Origin of the sequence: Pseudomonas sp. R11-23-07, from assembly GCF_003852295.1 — a bacterium.
GTDB lineage: Bacteria > Pseudomonadota > Gammaproteobacteria > Pseudomonadales > Pseudomonadaceae > Aquipseudomonas.
This window is the reverse complement of the sequence record NZ_CP027761.1, coordinates 3,531,978-3,548,567: the sequence shown is the minus strand read 5'-3', so window position 1 is coordinate 3,548,567 and position 16,590 is coordinate 3,531,978. Positions and strand designations below refer to the sequence as shown.

At 64.5% G+C, this 16,590-nt stretch carries 15 protein-coding genes; 11 read left to right on the top strand and 4 right to left on the bottom strand.

Annotation, left to right across the window (positions count from 1 at the left end):
* Positions 1-10: 10 nt before the first annotated feature.
* The 4 genes from C4J84_RS16175 to C4J84_RS16160 all read right to left on the bottom strand — a co-directional run bounded on the left by C4J84_RS16175 (position 11) and on the right by C4J84_RS16160 (position 6,315).
* Positions 11-1,369, bottom strand: coding sequence for a hypothetical protein (locus C4J84_RS16175; protein WP_124367584.1), 1,359 nt, complete (start codon positions 1,367-1,369; stop codon positions 11-13).
* Positions 1,366-4,941, bottom strand: a complete 3,576-nt coding sequence (locus tag C4J84_RS16170) for a hypothetical protein (RefSeq protein ID WP_124371226.1) — start codon at positions 4,939-4,941, stop codon at positions 1,366-1,368. Before C4J84_RS16170 ends, C4J84_RS16175 begins: the two co-directional genes overlap by 4 nt.
* A gap of 2 nt (positions 4,942-4,943) precedes the next feature.
* On the bottom strand, positions 4,944-5,801 hold the full coding sequence (locus tag C4J84_RS16165) for a hypothetical protein (protein WP_124371225.1): 858 nt from the start codon (positions 5,799-5,801) through the stop codon (positions 4,944-4,946).
* A 178-nt stretch (positions 5,802-5,979) separates the two neighbouring features.
* Positions 5,980-6,315 carry a hypothetical protein gene (locus C4J84_RS16160; RefSeq protein WP_124371224.1) on the bottom strand — a complete coding sequence of 112 codons (336 nt, stop codon included), beginning with the start codon at positions 6,313-6,315 and terminating at the stop codon, positions 5,980-5,982.
* A gap of 663 nt (positions 6,316-6,978) precedes the next feature.
* Between C4J84_RS16160 and C4J84_RS16155 the strand changes: the two genes are divergently transcribed.
* From C4J84_RS16155 to gspD, 11 genes are read left to right on the top strand one after another with little or no spacing between them, the layout of a single operon-like run.
* Complete coding sequence (locus C4J84_RS16155) at positions 6,979-8,646, top strand: GspE/PulE family protein (RefSeq protein ID WP_124371223.1); 1,668 nt, start codon at positions 6,979-6,981, stop codon at positions 8,644-8,646.
* The gene (gene gspF, locus C4J84_RS16150) at positions 8,643-9,839 is read left to right on the top strand and encodes a type II secretion system inner membrane protein GspF (RefSeq protein WP_124371222.1); all 1,197 of its coding nucleotides are present in this window, start codon (positions 8,643-8,645) and stop codon (positions 9,837-9,839) included. Before C4J84_RS16155 ends, gspF begins: the two co-directional genes overlap by 4 nt.
* A gap of 19 nt (positions 9,840-9,858) precedes the next feature.
* Positions 9,859-10,269, top strand: coding sequence for a type II secretion system major pseudopilin GspG (gene gspG / locus C4J84_RS16145; protein WP_124363483.1), 411 nt, complete (start codon positions 9,859-9,861; stop codon positions 10,267-10,269).
* A 7-nt stretch (positions 10,270-10,276) separates the two neighbouring features.
* Positions 10,277-10,702, top strand: a complete 426-nt coding sequence (locus tag C4J84_RS16140) for a GspH/FimT family pseudopilin (RefSeq protein WP_124371221.1) — start codon at positions 10,277-10,279, stop codon at positions 10,700-10,702.
* Positions 10,699-11,031, top strand: coding sequence for a type II secretion system protein (locus tag C4J84_RS16135; RefSeq protein ID WP_124363481.1), 333 nt, complete (start codon positions 10,699-10,701; stop codon positions 11,029-11,031). Before C4J84_RS16140 ends, C4J84_RS16135 begins: the two co-directional genes overlap by 4 nt.
* Positions 11,028-11,636 carry a prepilin-type N-terminal cleavage/methylation domain-containing protein gene (locus C4J84_RS16130; protein ID WP_124435719.1) on the top strand — a complete coding sequence of 203 codons (609 nt, stop codon included), beginning with the start codon at positions 11,028-11,030 and terminating at the stop codon, positions 11,634-11,636. Before C4J84_RS16135 ends, C4J84_RS16130 begins: the two co-directional genes overlap by 4 nt.
* A complete protein-coding gene (locus tag C4J84_RS16125) occupies positions 11,633-12,334 on the top strand; it encodes a general secretion pathway protein GspK (protein WP_124435718.1) in 702 nt (233 codons plus the stop codon). Before C4J84_RS16130 ends, C4J84_RS16125 begins: the two co-directional genes overlap by 4 nt.
* A complete protein-coding gene (locus C4J84_RS16120) occupies positions 12,331-13,323 on the top strand; it encodes a type II secretion system protein GspL (protein ID WP_124435717.1) in 993 nt (330 codons plus the stop codon). Before C4J84_RS16125 ends, C4J84_RS16120 begins: the two co-directional genes overlap by 4 nt.
* Positions 13,298-13,900: a type II secretion system protein GspM gene (gene gspM / locus C4J84_RS16115; protein WP_124371217.1), complete on the top strand. Its 603-nt coding sequence runs from the start codon at positions 13,298-13,300 to the stop codon at positions 13,898-13,900. The genes C4J84_RS16120 and gspM overlap by 26 nt, the downstream gene beginning before the upstream one ends.
* Positions 13,897-14,397, top strand: coding sequence for a general secretion pathway protein GspN (locus tag C4J84_RS16110; protein ID WP_124371216.1), 501 nt, complete (start codon positions 13,897-13,899; stop codon positions 14,395-14,397). Before gspM ends, C4J84_RS16110 begins: the two co-directional genes overlap by 4 nt.
* A 5-nt stretch (positions 14,398-14,402) precedes the next feature.
* Positions 14,403-16,529, top strand: a complete 2,127-nt coding sequence (gene gspD / locus C4J84_RS16105; protein WP_124436328.1) for a type II secretion system secretin GspD — start codon at positions 14,403-14,405, stop codon at positions 16,527-16,529.
* Positions 16,530-16,590: the final 61 nt, after the last annotated feature.

The following is a 16,590-nucleotide window of genomic DNA, read 5'->3' as shown; positions in this document are numbered from 1 at the left end:
TCTCCTTGAATCAGACCGTCACGAACAGGGCCAGGTGATCGCTGGTGGAGCGGATGTGCCCCATGTTTCGCCAGCCACGGAAACGTTGCCGGTCGCCAGCGGCGAATGCCGGCGCCGGTGATGGCGGCCAGCCGAGCGGAGGCGCCTGGAAATCGCTGGCGATGGCCACCATGCCCACGGGCGCACCGCCAGGCGCGGGGTTGACCACATTCAGCGGCGTGCCGACCACGGTGTTGGCGATGGTGAAGTTCCCGGCCGCGCCGCCACGCACCAGGATGTTGTCGATCGAATACAGGTTGCTGCTGCTCGACGAGCCGATGTAGCGGTAACCCGGATAAGGCACGGCGCCCACGTTGGTCGACCAGAAGATCGTCGATTTCTTGCTCTTGAGGTGGGTGGCGAAATAGCCCATGTAGGCATCCAGGGCCGGAGGCGGGGCCGCAGCCGGTGGCTGCAGTTGCAGGGCGTACCCCAGGCCCGTGAGCGGGGCGTAGCGCAGTGGATCATTGCCGGTCTGGCTCAGCAGGTTGACATTGAAATCACCGGTGATGACCCGGGTTTCCAACGCGCCCAGGGCGGCGCTGATGTCACGCACGTTGGCCAGACCGTTGAGGTAGGCATTGGCCGCCACGTACTGCGGCGGCGAATGGATGGCAAACAGCGTGAGGTTGCGCTGCACCACCACGGGCGGGCCGTCGACGGTTTCACAGAACGTCACCATATAGGGTTCGCGCAGGCCGCCATAGTTGAGGGGCGCGCCGAGGTTATCGACGAAATCGACCCGCGCCGCGCACCGGCTTTCGGACAGGTTGCCGGGGTTAAGGGCGGCAGGGGGAATAGCGCGACCGGCGACGGTAAAACAAGCGTTGGTCTGTAGCGGCGGGTAGTTGCCGGCGGCGGGCGCGGGCAAAACGGTGGGGTTGAAGCTGATGCCATTGCCCGCTGGTGACCAGGCGTTGGGGCCGGTGAACAAGCGCCTGCCGGCCGCCACGCCGGGGCCCGCCGGGATCACCGGTTTGTAGAACACCGCGACGCCCTCGGCTCGCCCGGCCTGGCCGACCACCAGGGGCGGCACCAGGTTCCAGGCAAGGCCGGTCAGGTTGCGGATGCGCAACAACAGCTCCACGCAACCTTGCCAGCCGCCGGTTGGGGAAATCAGTGAGCCTGGGCCGTGGCTCGGGCCGCTGGCGGTCTCTACCACCACGAAGATGTCCGGGTTGAAGGCGGTGATATGGGCCAGGATCAGCGCCAGTCGGTCCGCAGCGTTCAGGTCGGGAATAAACGCCCCGGCGCGGTTCCGCTTGGTGCTCAAGGGGCGGATCTTGTTATAGCCGAAGCTCTCGATGTTCCAGTACAGGACGCGCGTCATGAGGCGATCTCCGATGGCCCGGTCAGTGCCGGATGCGTGGACGTATCCGGCGTCAGGGCCAGCAGGCGTTCGGTGTCGCTGTCCGGATCTTTGACGTAGGCGGCATACCAACCCAGGCTGCCGGAGGACCGAGGGTCGCCAAACAGGAAAAACTGCAGGGTCGCCCCTGGGGGCAACTTGGCGATGCCGAGGATCTTGATGCCGATATCGGTCAGTTGCAGGTTGAAGAATTTCGCTTGCGGATCGGGCTGTCCTGGGATGGTCTGGTAGAGCAGTTTGATCGGTCCGGTGGACACCTTGATGATTCCCTGCAGGGAAAACACGCTGGCGGATGGCGCGGCGCCCGGCAGGCTCAAGCCAACGAACAGCATGGGGTTGGCGTCGGTGCTCTGGCTGTCGGGCGACCAGGCAACCAACAGGTCGGACTCGAAACCAGCGCCCGAGACCAGGGCGCCGGGCGATCCCATGGTGACTTTGTAGACAATGCCCGACCAGGCTCCGGACATAGGCTTGAGCGACAGGTTCTCCGGCAGGACCGGGAGAAAACCGTAGTCCGCGGGTTTCTTCTGTTCCGGCGCCTGGATGAATTGCTTGAGCTGCAGGGTCAAACCCTTGTAGAGGCTTTTGCCGCGAACCTGGCTGGTGACCGGATCGAATCCCAGGTTGCCGGGATTGAAGCTGAAGCTCACGGCGTTGGGTGTGGCGCTGGGAAAACTCATGCCGATCTGCAGGTTGGTATAAGCCAGGCCCTCGTTGCGCGGACTGCCGTCTTCGCTGCCAAAGGACAACAGGTCGAATGGCCCGGAGGAGGTCTCGAGCAGGGCGAAGTCCAGCTTGCCCCACAACAGGAAACGACTGGCGGTGGTGACGCCGCTGTCCGGGCTGCCCAGGGTGTTGAACTGGATGCGATTGACGGATGCTGCCGGCAGCACGTTGCTGTCCAGGTTGAACAGGTAGCTCTGGCTTTGTTCGAAGACATAGGTGGTGGTGTCGTTTTGTTGCAGGGCGCTGCCGTCGAGGACCATGGCATTTACGGCACTCGGATTTTCGGCGCGTCGTGTGGCCTGGATCGCTGAACCGAACAGGCGGTCCAGGCTCAGTTGGATGCGACTGTTGAAGGTCACCAGCCTGGACTGACGAAACAGTGCCTGGAGCTGGAGGACGCTGAAGGCATAACCTTCGGTCGTGGCCAGGGCGATGGGCATGTCGGCGTCCGCGCCGTTGGCCCGGGCCTGTTCATAAGCCGGGTTCTGATAGTCGATCAGTCCGAAGAGGTTGGAAATGCCCTGGATATCCAAGGTGTCGTCCTGATGGCTGATGCGACTGACGCTGGCGCCGAAGTGGTGGGCGAGAAAGCGGCTGTAATCGATGCCGGCGGCGATCCCGGCCAATTGCTCGGGGAGGCTGTCCAAGGGCAGGTCGGCGTTGAGCACCATAAAGCCTTTCCATTCGGGGTCGTTGACCTGGGCGACGAAGTCCGCATAGAGGCTGTCCGGTGTTGCGGCGGCCTTGAGCTCGGCGGCGCTGATGAAGTCCTGCAGCCACTGGGACAAACCGGTGTAGGCCAGGGTCTCAAGCCCCGGCATCAGGTCTGCGGTTTTCGAGAACGTCTCGGGCAGGGTCCAGCGGTTGGGATTGTCGATGCGCTCTTTCAGGCTGCCACTGCAATATTTCATGATCAGCACGTTGCGGTAGCTGGTGGTTTGCACGCCGGCACCGATATTGGCGATGAAGTGCCAGCCGGCGATCTCCAGGTGGTTGCTGAACGTTGCGCCCTGGGTGAAAAACGGTTGCGGGTTGACGCCGACGAGAAATAACTGATTGGTTTGCAGCGCCTCGTGCAGTGCCTCGGTGGGCTGTTCGAAGGCAAAATCCAGCATGCTCTCGGCAGATTTCGAGCGTGCCAGCAGCACTTTGCGGTAGCCGATACCGTCCGGGTCCAGGTCCACCAGCAAGCCTTGCGGTGTGGTCGCCCGGTCGGGTTTTTCGGCCGCGCCAGCCGGGGCCCGTTGCAGGCGTTTGAGCCGTGCGGCCCGCCTGCCCGGCAGGGTGGCGGCGCTGATCAGGCTCTTGCGCGAGGCCGCAAGAATCTCGCTCTCGAACTGGGTCAGGTTGACGCCCGGTGTATTGGGCATGCCGGCATACGGCACCAGGGGGAAGGCGAAGCCGGGGGTTTGCGGGAGCGGTGTGCGTGGCGCGGCGGGGGCCAGCATCACGGTGGCGCCAGCTGCGGCGGCCTGGCCATAAAGCGGGCTGCCGTCGGGCTGTGCGCTGTAGGCCGGGATAGAGGCGCCGGCAATCAGGCTGCTCCAGGAGGTCCGGTAGTCGCCGGTCAGCAGGGCGGTGACCGCGCCGCTGGTGGGGGACACCAGGCTGCTGGTCGGGAATGGGAAGACGGGTGCATACGCCGATTGAGCGGCGAGCAGGCGTATGCGGTCATTTTCGGTGGGGCTGGCCGCAGGATTGTAGTTGGAAAAGCTCAGCCATTCGGTACCGAAGATGCCGCACAACAGCGATTGCCCGACGGCGGCGGGAAGGGTCGGCACACTTAAGCCATAGTCACCGCTCAGGGTGAGGCTGTAGCTCGCGCCATCATCACAGAACACCAGGCTGGCCGCGTGGGGCAGGGGCCAGCCATTGGCATCGAGGCCATTGAGCGGGACCAGATTGATAGGGTTGCCGGCAGTGCTGCGCCATTGACTGGGCAGCAAGGTGCTGCCGGCAGCGGCGAAGGCCAGGCCGGTTCGGATCAACCCGGCGGCCAGTTGCGTTGCACTGATGTGCTGGTTCAGCCGGTCCAGCGGGTCGAGGACACCGCCCATGTTCAACGTGGCCGGCATGCCGATCGGGTTGAACACCGGGTAGTTGAGCAGGGTGTTGCCGTTCCCGGTGTTGACCACATAGGCAAAGCCGGTCTGGAAATACCGCAGCGCAGCCACAGGGTTGTAGGTCAAGGCATAAACCAGGCTTGCGGCCTGGCTACCGTCCAGCGGTATATAGGCCAACGGCTGCAGCGGGGGAGTCAGTTGCAGGCCGCTGTCTGCCTGCAGTTTGTCGTTGAAGCCCATGCTGATCCCGGTACTGGACTTCAGGCGCAACGCGTTGAGGTCGGCATCGTATCTGACGAAGGTGCCGAAGTTGATGAAGAAGGTCAGGCGGTCGCCGAGCTTTATGTTGAGGTTGTTCTGCACTTGGCAGGACGTCCCCAGGCTGATGCGCAACCCATAGTCGTTGAAGCGTTTGGGCGCCGGCAGGTTGCTGCCCGGCAACCAGAGCAGCGCCCTGCCGACGAAGTTGCGCTGCTCGACGGCAAACAGAAAGGCATAGAGGGCGGTGACGAAAGCCGACGGGTCGCTGCGTAGGCTGACCGGCTCGCTGGGGGCGAACAGGTAATGGCCGGCCTGCTTATCGAACGCATCGGCAGGGCTCAGGCTGGCCGGCAAATCGGCTGGTAGGGTGCCTTGGGGCATCACGTAGCCGCGCCAGCCATAACCACTGTCATCGGGCAGGGCATAGGCCGCGCTGTTGGCAATTTGCTGATAGTCGGATGGGGTGGTGGCGCGGCTGGTCATGTCTATCCCCTGCAATTGTCGGCACGGCCACGAATCCACGACCAGTCGGCGATGCTGCCGGCGTAGTGGTTGGGCAGGTTATGGCCGGACTGGAAAGTGCCATCGAGGCTGAGCTGCCCCCGCTGTTCCTGGGTGGCGGGACGAAACGACAAGGCCCCTCCCTGGATATGCACCGGCCCGACGCTGGATTTGCGCAGGGTCACGGGGGTGGCGGTAGCCATGACGGTGTAGCGGTCGATCAGGTTCGTGGCGTAGTAGAAACTCACTTGGGCCGTCAACGCGTTGCTGCTGTCGGGTTTGTAGGGATCAAGCAGTTCCACGGTCACTTGCAGGTCCGGCAACAAGGGTTGGCGGTAGTGGGCAATCACGCTGGTGGTTGGGCTCTGCCAGCGGATAAGGTCGCCGCGATAGGCTTGCGCGCTGTCCTTGTTGTCCTCGTGCGTGCCTTCGATATTGAAGTCGGCGAGCACATGCGAAGTGTTCGGAGGGGCACAGAAAAATGCGCCCAGGCTGCCACGTATGCGTTGCCCATCGCTGGCCAGGTCAAAGGTGGCAGTGGGTGTGTCGGCCGTCATGCTCAACCCGGTCAGGCCAGCGCCGCCCATGGACAGTTCGGCGTTCACCCGGGCCTCGCGACTGTCGACGACCAGAACGAACAGCACCGGACCCACCTGACGGCTGACGCTCATGCCGGGCAGCAGTATCGGCCCTGGCAGGCAGGGTGCCGGGGTCGCCGAAGAGGCGGAAGGAGCGGGAACAAGGTCGGCGCAGCCCGAGGTCAGGGAGGCGTACTCGACGCTGGAAAAAGTATGGCTGAACCCGTCAGGCGAAGCCGTCGGCGCATGTCTGCCGGTCGCCATTACCCACAGGATGCTTGCCAGAATCGCGCCCAGTGTTAACCAGCAAACCCGGGTATAAAGCATCCGATGCTTTGTCACGGGAGGGTACCGTCCATGTCCCGTACTGCGTTAATGAAACCGGCGTACGTGCGCGTCCGCCGGCTTCAAGGATGGGGTCTGGCTAAAGAACCCGTATGGATCAGGAAAGGCTGAATGTACCGATGTTGGTGCTGGTGAAAGGCGTCTCGGAACCGCTGTCGACGATGACGCCAGTGAACAGGATGCTGAACCCCGCGCCGACGTTTTGCAGCGTCACCTTGGCGCCCGCGCGCAGGATCACCGGTCCGGCAGGGGCGTCGGCGGAGAGCGTTTGCGTTGAGGCAGTGTTATTGACTTGGGTAGCCCACAGCAGGTTGTTCTGGTAGTTGAACGTGACCTTGGTGGTTTCGTTGGGATCGCCGTTATACGTGGTCACGGAGTTGCAGTTGATGGTGAGGGGCGTGGTGACGGTATTTACCGAAGTGAAGGCGTTCATTTTGAATATCCTTTTCCAGTGTTGGTCATGATCCAGGGAGCTGAATCGAGTGAGAGTCTAGGCGTGCTTCTTCGCCTGTAAAGGCAGGGCGTAAACAGAATTTGGTGCATTTTTTCGCCAGTTTTGCGACGAGCGCGTGGCTTGCTTAGCGTCCAACTGACTGTAATCAGATGGCTTTTTGGAATGGGGCAGGGTATGGCTAAATGCCTCTAATAGCGTTTTATAAGCATCGTTAGGCCGAAATAGTCGTTCGATCAGTTCCCTGGGCATGCCCATGCGAAAAAGCAGTATTGGCCATGGAAGAGGCGGTAAAAATCCTTTCCCGGCGATACACCTTCGCGCGTGGTGCCGGAGTAAAACGCTTGCCTGTTTTTCCTCGCCGGTTATTTAAGGGAAAGTGTGTGAATAATTAAGGCGTATGGCTATTTGCAACCAGTGGCAATTGGCTGCCAACGCTCTAAATCAGTGCATTCAGCAATGTTTTGTATTTATATTTCCCTCGCACAGGAACTAGCGCTATAACTTCCAGTCGATACCCCCGGCTAACTCCCGGCAGGGCTATGGCGAACTAATGGCATTGTTCGGTAGTTCCAAATAGCCATACTTCTCGCCCTATCAGATATCACATTCATTATGTCGTCAGCCCCCATCAATGCCTGCCAGATGCCTGTCCCGCACACCGAGCAGGTGTGCGCATGGTTGATGGCGCATGCAGGGCTGAAGACCGTCGACCTGGACCGCGCCAGACGCTTATCCACCGAGGGTAGCGACCTGCTCGGTCTGCTCACGCGCCTGGGGTTGGTCAGCGAAATCGAACTGGCCCGCGCCTGGGCCGCCTTGCTCGATGCGCCGCTGGTGCACGCCGATGCGGCGCCGCCGTTGCTCGACCCTATGCCCGCGCTGACCGAGCGCTTCATGCGCCACTACCAGCTGGTGCCCATCGGTTGGGCCGATGGCGGGCTGCGCGTACTCGCGGCCAACCCGGCCCAGCTGTATCCATTCCAGGCCCTGGCCTATGCCTGCCAGGTGCCGATCTGGCTGGCCATCGGCCCGCGCACGGAAGTCGACAGCCTGATCGAGCGCTACTACGGCCAGGGCCGATCCGCCATGGGCACACTGGTGGAGAACCTGGGCGAGCAGGGCGGTGCGCTGGAAGATATCGAGCACCTCAAGGACATGGCCTCCGAAGCGCCAGTGATCCGCCTGGTCAACCTGATCCTGCAGCGCGCCGTGGAGCAGCGCGCCTCGGATATTCACATCGAACCCTTCGAACACCAGCTCAAGGTGCGCTACCGCATCGACGGCGTGCTGCACGACGCCGAGGCGCCGCCGGCCAGCTCCTCGGCAGCGGTGATTTCCCGGGTGAAGATCATGGCGCGCCTGGATATTGCCGAGCGCCGCCTGCCCCAGGACGGTCGCATCATGCTGCGTATCCAGGGCAAGGAACTGGATTTGCGCGTGTCCACGGTGCCCACCGCTTTCGGCGAATCGGTGGTGATGCGCTTGCTCGACCGGCAGACCGTGCAGTTCGATTTCCCCAGCCTGGGTTTCGATGGTCAGCGCCTGGCCACTTTTCTTGAACTGCTGGAACGGCCCCACGGCATTCTGCTGGTGACCGGGCCGACCGGTTCCGGCAAGACCACCACCCTCTACACCGCGTTGTCGCGCCTCAACACCCCTGAGCGCAAGATCATCAGCGTCGAAGACCCGGTCGAATACCAGCTCGAAGGCATCAACCAGATCCAGGTAAAACCGGCCATCGGCCTGGACTTTGCCGGTGTTCTGCGCTCCATCGTGCGCCAGGACCCGGACGTGATCATGATCGGCGAAATCCGTGACCTGGAAACCTGCCGCATCGCCATCCAGTCCGCACTCACCGGCCATCTGGTGCTGTCGACCCTACACACCAACAGCGCCGCTGCCAGCATCACGCGGCTGCTGGACATGGGCGTCGAAAGTTACCTGATTGCCTCGACCGTCAGCGGCATCCTTGCCCAGCGCCTGGTGCGCCGCCTGGACCCGGCCACCCGCGTCGCGTTCGAAGCGCCAGCCGCGTTGATCGAAGAACACGGCCTGGACCGTCTGACCGACCAGCGCCCGATCCTGCTCTACCACGGCGATTACCATGGCCGCAGCGCCCTCACCGAGTTGCTGGTGATGAACGATGAAGTGCGCGGCCTGTTGATGCGCCACGCCGACGCCGCTACCCTCGAGCAAGCCGCTCGCCGCGCCGGCTTGCGCACCTTGTATGAAGAGGGCTTGCGCCAGGCGCTGGCCGGCGTCACGAGCCTGGAAGAAGTGCTGCGCGTCACCCGTGGGGAACCGGCGTGACGCTGTTCAAGTTTCGTGCGCTCGACAGCCAGGGTGTCGCCCACAACGGCACCCTGCAAGCCAAGGACCAAGCCGCTGCCGTCGCCGCATTGCACAAGCGCGGCCTGCTGCTGTTGCAGATCGAGACAGCGGGCCGGCCCCTGTTGAGCCCCGCGCGCGGAGCATTGAAAGGCGCGGGCCTGGTCAGCTTCACGCAACAACTGGCGACCTTGCTCGGCGCCGGCCAGCCCCTGGAACGCTGCCTCGGCCTGCTGCTCAAGCAGCCCGGCTCGCCCCAGGTGCGCGGTTTGATCGAACGCATCCGCGACGAGGTCAAGGCCGGCAAACCGTTATCGGCCGCGCTGGAACAGGAGGGCGGCAGCTTCTCGCCGCTGTACCTGAGCATGGTGCGCGCCGGTGAGGCGGGCGGCGCGCTGGAGCGTACCCTGCGCCAGCTCAGCGACTACCTGGAGCGCAGCCAGCGCCTGCGTGGCGAGGTGATCAACGCGCTGATCTACCCGGCGTTCCTGGTGGTGGGCGTGCTGGGTTCGCTGGCGCTGTTGCTGGCGTACGTGGTGCCGCAATTCGTGCCGATTTTCCAGGACCTGGGCGTGCCGATCCCGCTGATCACCGAAGTGATCCTGGGGCTCGGCGAGTTTCTCGGCGCCTATGGGCTACTGGTGCTGGCCGGGTTGATTGCCCTGCTGTGGGCGCTGGTCATCGGCCTGCGCGACCCGCGCCGCCGCGAGCGCTGTGATCGCCGCGTGCTCGGCCTGCGCGTGCTCGGCCCGCTGCTGCAACGGGTCGAAGCGGCACGGCTGACGCGCACCTTGGGCACCTTGCTCAGCAATGGCGTGGCGCTGCTGCCGGCGCTGGTGATTGCCCGGCAGGTCTGCAGCAACCGTGCGCTGCAGGCGCAGGTGGCGATGGCCGCCGAATCGGTGAAAGCCGGTGGCAGCCTCGGCCAGGCGTTTGGCGGCCAACCCTTGCTGCCCGAACTGGCGCTGCAAATGATCGAGGTCGGTGAACAGGCCGGTGAACTGGACAGCATGCTGCTCAAGGTTGCCGATATTTTCGACGTCGAGGCCAAGCGCGGCATCGACCGATTGCTCGCCGCACTGGTGCCCACCCTGACCGTGGTCATGGCGGTGCTGGTGGCGGTGATCATGCTCGCGATCATGCTGCCGCTGATGAGCCTCACCAGCCATATATGAACTTCAAGGAGCTATAACGATGAATGCCCGACGCCGCCAAAGCGGTTTTACCCTGCTGGAAATGCTTGCCGTGATCGTGCTGCTGGGCATTGTCGCGACCATCGTGGTACGCCAGGTCGGCGGCAATGTGGACAAGGGCAAGTACGGCGCGGGCAAGGCCCAACTCGCCGGCTTGAGCATGAAGATCGACAGCTACGCGCTGGACGTTGGCTCGCCGCCCACCAGCCTGCAACAACTGGTGGACAAGCCCGCGACGGCGTCCGGTTGGGCCGGGCCCTACGCCAAGCCGTCGGAATTGAAAGACCCGTTCGGCCACGCGTTCGGCTATCGCTTTCCCGGTGAGCATGGCGCCTTTGACTTGATCTTCTACGGCCAGGACGGCCAACCCGGCGGCGAGGGCTACAGTGCCGACCTGGGCAATTGGGAATAAGCGGCCCATGGCCCAGCGTGGATTTACCCTGCTGGAAATGCTGGTGGTGATCCTGCTGATCAGCCTTGCTGCCGGCTTGCTCAGCGTCGGGCTGCGCCAGGGCCTGCAAGCGGCCAAGGAGCGTCGGGTGGTCGGGCAGATGGTCGAGGCGCTGCGCACCACGCGGGCCGGGGCGATTATCAGCGGCCAGGCGGCGCGTACCGAGTTCGATCTGCCCAACCGTGCGTTCAGCGCGCCTGGCCGGGCGCCGCTGCACTGGCCGCAAGCGCTGCAACTGAGCGTGCACACCGCCGAGCAGGCCGGCTCGGCGGTTGAGTTCTACCCTGACGGCAGTTCCACCGGCGGCAACCTGTTGTTGGTCAGCGGCACTCGGCGCTGGCGCATCGATATCGGCTGGCTGACCGGCAGCGTGCAGTCCAAGGCGTTGCCATGAAGCGCCAGGCCGGTTTCACCCTGCTCGAAATGCTCGCCGCCCTGACCCTGCTGGCGGTGTGCAGCAGCGTATTGCTGGTCGCCTTCGGCCAGAGCGCGCGTTCCCTGGCGCAGGTGGCGCGCAGTGATCGGCTGGCGCATGCGGCGCTCACGGTGCTTGATCAGGAAACCGCCGGCCGCCTCGACAGCGGTGTGCGCCAGGGCGAACTGGATGGCATCCACTGGCAACTGACCCTCAGCCGCCAACAGCCGCAGCTGTATCGCCTCGACCTGACCGTCAGCGAAGGCCCGCACCAGGCGCATTTCAGTACCTTGAAGGCGCGCCTGTGAAGCGCCGCGAGCAGGGCTTCACTTTGCTGGAAATCCTCGTGGTACTCAGCTTGCTCGCAGTGCTGCTGGTGCTGGTCGGCGGCGCCTTGCTGGGCGCCAATCGTGCGGTGACCAAGGCCCAGCGCTACACCGTCAGCCTGGACGAAATGCGTGCCGCCCAGCAGTTCCTGCGCACCGCCATCAGCGAGGCGCTGCCCCTGGATGTGACGGAAGACGACAGCCAGGCCGAGGGCTTTTTCAGCGGCACGGCCGAGCGCCTGCAGTTTGTGTCGACCTTGCCCGGTGTGCTCGGCGGCGGCATCCAGCGCTTTACCCTGCAGCGGGTCGACCAGGCCTTGCAGGTGCAGTTCGCACAGTTGGAATCCCACATCAACCCGGCCCGCGTTGAACCGCAGGTGCTGCTCACCCACGTCGAGCAGTTGCAGTTCAGCTACCGCGGCCTGACGCCCCTGGGCCAGCCGACCGGCTGGGTCGCTGACTGGCCCTGGCCGAGGCGCTTGCCTTATGCGGTGCGCATCGTGGCCCACGTCAACGGGCCGGTGCCGTGGGTCGCCCAAGTGATTGCGCTGCGCCTGAACCTGTCCAGTGGGAGCCTGGAAGAATGAAGCGCCAGCGCGGTGCGGCGTTGCTGCTGGTGCTCTGGGTGCTGGCATTGCTCAGCGTGTTGCTCGGCGGCCTGGCCGGTTGGGTGCAGTTGCAAAGTCGCCAGGCCCTGTGGCTCAAACAGCATACCCAGACGCAATTGGCGGCCCAGGCCGGCATCGCCATGGTGATGGCGCAGCAGCACTGGGTGGCCGATGGGCGCGCGATTGCGCTGGGCTTTGACGATGCGCGGCTGCAGGTCAGCCTGCGCAGCGAGCGCGGCAAGTTGTACCTGATCAACGCCACGGCCGATGACCTCACGCGCCTGGCCCTGGCCTGCGGCGCCACGCCGGCCCAGGCGCAGCAATGGGTCAAGGCGCTCGAGGCCCGGCGCCGCCAGGGCCTGGCGCCGTTTCGGGTGCTCGAAGAAGTGCGTCAGCTGCCGGGCATGACCCAGGCGCTCTACAGCCAATTGCTGCCCGAAATCACCTTGTGGAGCGACCTGGATCGACCCGATCCGGCGTTCGCCAGCCCCTTGATGCGCAAGGCGCTCAACCTGCCAAGCCGCAACGCCGAGGGCGCCGACCCCGGCCAAGTCGTGGAAATCGACAGCCGCGCCGAGCGCCCCGGCGGTTACCAGGCGCGCGTGCGCATTACCGTTTCACTGAGCCCAGCGGAGGACAGCGCACAGCCCTATCGGGTGCTGCGGTGGCAAGAATGAATCGACTCGAACCTATCGCCCGCCATTGGCGCGGCAGCCTGGCCCAACAGGCCTGGCGCCTGTGGCTCACGGAGTTGCGCGGCTGTGTGCCGGGCTGGCTGGCACTCAAGGAGCCGCAGGAGCGCATCCATCACTGGCCGCTGAGCGCGCCGCTCGAACTGGGCCAAGCGGGCCAAGTGCTGATGCTCGGCCCTGACGACGTGCTGCGGCAAACCCTGCACCTGCCCCTGGCCGCCGCGCGCAACCTGGCCAATGTGGTGGGGTATGAACTGGACCGCTATACCCCGTTCGATGCCGAGCAGTTGTACTTCGTCGTACGCCAGGAACAGCGCACCGCTACGCACCTTGAGGTGACGCTGGTAGCGATCCTGCGCGAACGCCTGGACCAGATTCTCGCCGACTGCGCCACCCTGGGCCTGCGGCCTCATCGGGTGGATGTGGCAGACCTGGGCATTAACCTGTTGCCCGCCAGCCTGCGCCCGCGTCAACGCGCACAGGGCTTAGGCTTGCAACGCAGCCTGCCGTGGCTGTGCGGCGCCTTGCTGATCGCGGCGATGCTGCTGTGGCTCAACGACCGCCAGCGTGTCCTCGATGCCATGCAGCACAGCGTCCAGCAACAAAAAGCCCAGGTGGCCCAGGTGCATGCCCTGCGCCAGCAACTGCTCAACACCCAGGGCGCGGCGCAGTACCTCACGCGCCGCAAACTGGCGCAGCCGCCCTTGGCCGGTCTGCTGAATGACTTGACCCGCTGCCTGCCGGCCGACACCTGGCTTGAGCAATTGGACGTCAAGGACGGTGAGATTTCCATCGCCGGTCAAAGTGCCAAGGCCAGCGGCCTGATTACCCGGATCAAAGGCTGCCACCGTTTGGAAAACGCCCAGTTCGAAGGGGTGATTCAACCCGATGCGCGCACCGGCAAGGATCAGTTTGCCCTGCGTGCCCACTTGCGCCAGGAGGCTGCCGATGCGCCGACCCCTCACACCCCGTGAACGTCGCGGAGCCGCCTTGCTGGTGCTGGCCGCTGTGCTGGGCGCAGCCTACTGGCTGTTGATCGACAGCTGGTTCGCCGGGCCGCTGCGCAGCATGGGTACCCACGCCGAACAGTTGCGCGAACAACAGCAACGCTATGCCAGCCTGTTGCGCCAGGGCGATGCACTGCGCCAGCAGCTTGAGCAGGCACGGCAGGACCCGGCCAGCAGCGCCAGCCTGTTGCCGGGGGACGACTCCGACGTGGTCGCCGCCGACCTGATGCAGCGCCTCGCCGACCTGATCGCCAGCCAGGCCGGCCGTGGCGGCGGTTGCAGCCTGACCCAGCGCAAGCCCATCACCGCAGGGCAAGACGCTGGCGAGCCGTATCGCCAGGTCAAGGTCAGCCTGACCCTTGAGTGCGCCATCGAACCGTTGACCGCGATTCTGCATGCGCTGGAGTATCAGCCGCCGTATCTGTTCGTCGATGAGCTGCGCATCCGGCGCAGTCGCGAGGCGCCCGCACGGGGCGGGGCGGGCAAGTTGGTGGTGAACCTGCTGGTACGCGGCTACTTGCAACCGGCGCGGGTGGCACCATGAACGGCACACTGCGCCCCTTGGAGTGGGGCTTGCTCGGCCTGGCCGGGCTATTGGGACTGTTGATGGCCGTGATCCTCAGCAGCATCGGCGATGAACCGCAGTGGTTGCCCGAGGAGCCCGCGCCGGTGCAGCCCGCCGTCAACCTGCAGGCGCCGCCCACGGTGGCCCTGGCCGACCTCGCCGGTACCTGGCAGGCGCCGCTGTTCAGCCCGGATCGCAGCCCTGACCGTGTGGCGGGCAAAGCGCGGGTCACCAGCCTGTCCAGCCTGAGCCTCAGCGGCATCTTGATCACCGGCAACCTGCAAATGGTCATGCTTAAACAAGCCGACGGCCCACCCCTGACGGTGCGCCTGGGCCAGAGCCTGCCCAACGGCTGGCGCCTGGAACACCTCACCCCGCAATCGGCGCGCTTCGCCCTGGACGGACGCACCCAGACCCTGAGCCTGTACGGCAAGCGGTTGCCCTCGATTTCTCCTTCTCGCGAGCCCCTCCCTTGATTGATATGCGCACCCCGTTGTTTTGCCTGGCCACCACCGTCGCCCTCGGCGGCTGCGGTGCGTTGCCCGACCGCCTCGACCCGGATAAAGAACTGCTCCACGAAGCCCTGCAGGGCACCGGTTCGCAACGCCCACCCAGCGAAGCGCCCGTGCTGCAAAGCCCCCAGCCCGAGGCGAAGTCACCCGCGCCGCGCCAGTTGATTCGCGGCAACCAGCAGTTCCTGCGCGCGCCTGCATCAACGCCTGCGTTGAAGGAGGCGGGCGGCGACATCGTGTTCAACTTTCAGGACCAGCCCATCGAAGCGGTGATCAACAGCGTAATGGGCGACCTGCTGCACGAAAACTACAGCATCGCCCAAGGCGTGAAGGGCAACGTCAGCTTCTCCACCTCCAAACCGGTGGATAAGCAGCAGGCGCTGTCGATCCTCGAAACCCTGTTGTCCTGGACCGATAACGCCATGATCCGCCAGGGCAACCGCTATGTAATCCTGCCGGCCAATCAGGCGGTGGCCGGCAAGCTGGTGCCGCAGATGCGCGTCGCGCAGCCCGCCAGCGGGCTCTCGGCACGCCTGTTTTCGCTGCGCTATATCTCCGCCACCGAGATGCAGAAACTACTCAAGCCCTTCGCCCGGGAGAACGCCTTCCTGCTGGTGGACCCTGCGCGCAATGTGCTGAGCCTGGCCGGCACCCCGGAAGAACTGGCCAACTACCAGGACACCATCGACACCTTCGATGTGGACTGGCTCAAGGGCATGTCGGTGGGCGTGTTCGGCCTGCAACGCGCCTCGGTGGCCGAGCTGATGCCCGAGCTGCAAGCCATGTTCGGCGCCGACAGCGGCACGCCCCTGGCGGGCATGCTGCGGTTCTTGCCGGTGGAGCGCACCAACTCGGTGGTGGCGATTTCTTCCCAGCCCCAGTACCTCAGCGAAGTGGGCGACTGGATTCGCACCATCGACGAGGGCGGCGGCAATGAGCCGCAGATGTACGTGTACGACGTGCGCAACATGAAGGCTGCGGACCTGGCCAGGTACCTGCGGCAGATCTACGGCAATGGCGCGATCAAGGACGACACCCCGGCCAAGGTCGCGCCGGGGTTGCGCACCACCACGCTGTCCTCCTCCACCAGCGCAGGGCTGCAGGCCAACACCCCCGCGCCCGCCGCCGAGGAATCCACGCAGGAGAGCAGCGAGGAGACCCCGGCGCCGCCCATCAGCGACCTCGAAACCGGCACCCGTATCACCGCGCAAAAAAGCAGCAACCAACTGCTGGTGCGCACGCGTCCGGCGCAATGGAAAGAAATCGAAGCGGCGATCAAGCGCCTCGACAACCCACCGCTCCAAGTGCAGATCGAGACGCGCATTCTCGAAGTTAAACTGACCGGCGAACTCGACCTTGGCGTGCAGTGGTACCTCGGCCGCCTGGCCGGCAATTCCACCAGTACCACGGTGGCCAACGCCTCCGGCAGCCAGGGCGCATTGGGCGGTGGCGGGGCAGGGCTGGGGGCGGCGGATTCGTTGTTCTATTCCTTCGTCAGCTCCAACCTGCAAGTGGCCTTGCACGCCCTGGAAACCAACGGCCGCACCCAGGTGCTGTCGGCGCCGTCGCTGGTGGTGATGAACAACCAGCCGGCGCAGATCCAGGTGGGGGACAACATTCCCATCAGCCAGACCACCGTCAACACCGGGGATGCCGATACCACCTTGAGCAGCGTCGAATACGTGCAGACCGGCGTGATCCTCGACGTGGTGCCGCGCATCAATCCGGGCGGGCTGGTGTACATGGATATCCAGCAGCAGGTCAGCGATGCACAGAGCGCGGGCAGCGACAGTGAAACGCCGGTCAATCCACGGATTTCCACGCGCTCGGTGTCGACCCAGGTCGCCGTGCAAAGCGGGCAGACGGTGTTGTTGGGTGGGTTGATCAAACAGGACAACGCCGAGAGTGTCAGCGCCGTGCCGTACCTGGGCAAGATCCCCGGCCTGCGCTGGCTGTTTGGCAACACCAGTAAATCCAAGGACCGCACGGAGTTGATCGTGCTGATTACCCCACGGGTGATTACCAGCAGCAGCCAGGCACGGCAGGTGACGGATGATTATCGCCAGCAGATGCAGCTGTTGCGGCCCGTTCAGTAAACGCCGTACCCATGTGGGAGGGGGCTTGCCCCCGATAGCAGTGGATCAGCTGTGGATGCAG